Here is a 654-nt window from a genome sequence, read left to right as displayed (position 1 = left end):
CCACCGGCATGCTCGCCGACCTGCGCGCGATGGAGGAGAAGCACCACGACGAGGAGGTCCTCGCCGACCTGCTCCACCTCGACCACCGCACCGCGCAGGCGGGCCGGCTCGCCGACTCCGTCGCCGTCCTCACCGGCGCCCGCTCCGGCCGCCGCTGGGCCCGGCCCATCGCCATGGAGTCCATCCTGCGCGGCGCCATGGGCCGGATCAGCGGCTACCAGCGCGTCCGGGTCCACTCCGCCAGCGACACCGCGGTCGCCGGGCACGCCGCCGAGGGCGTGATGCACGCGCTCGCCGAACTGCTCGACAACGCCGCGAACTTCTCGCCGCCGACCGCCGAGGTCCACGTGTACGTCGAGGAGGTGCCGGCCGGCGTCATCGTCTCCGTCGAGGACAGCGGGCTCGTCATGGGCGAGACGCAGCTGCGCCGCGCCGAGCGCGCGGTCTCCGGCGAGTCCGCCGGACTCGGGGGCCTCACCGGCACCCGGCTCGGCCTCGCCGTGGTCGGCCGGCTGGCCCGGCGGTACGGGCTGCGGGTCTCCTACCGGCCCTCGGCCCGCGGCGGCACGGGCGTCCTGATGCTCGTCCCGCAGGACATCCTCGTACCGCCGGACGCGGCACCCGCGGCCCCGGCGGCGGGAGCCGCGGCGACCG

General features: G+C 77.1%; 1 protein-coding gene. It reads left to right on the top strand.

Annotation, left to right across the window (positions count from 1 at the left end):
* The coding region (locus tag B7767_RS39260) for a sensor histidine kinase KdpD (protein ID WP_143652905.1) at positions 1–654 on the top strand (654 nt) is incomplete at both ends.

It is taken from the genome of Streptomyces sp. 13-12-16 (assembly GCF_002114215.1).
GTDB lineage: Bacteria > Actinomycetota > Actinomycetes > Streptomycetales > Streptomycetaceae > Streptomyces.
Note: the sequence above shows the minus strand (reverse complement) of the source record. Positions and strands in the feature narration are given on the sequence as shown.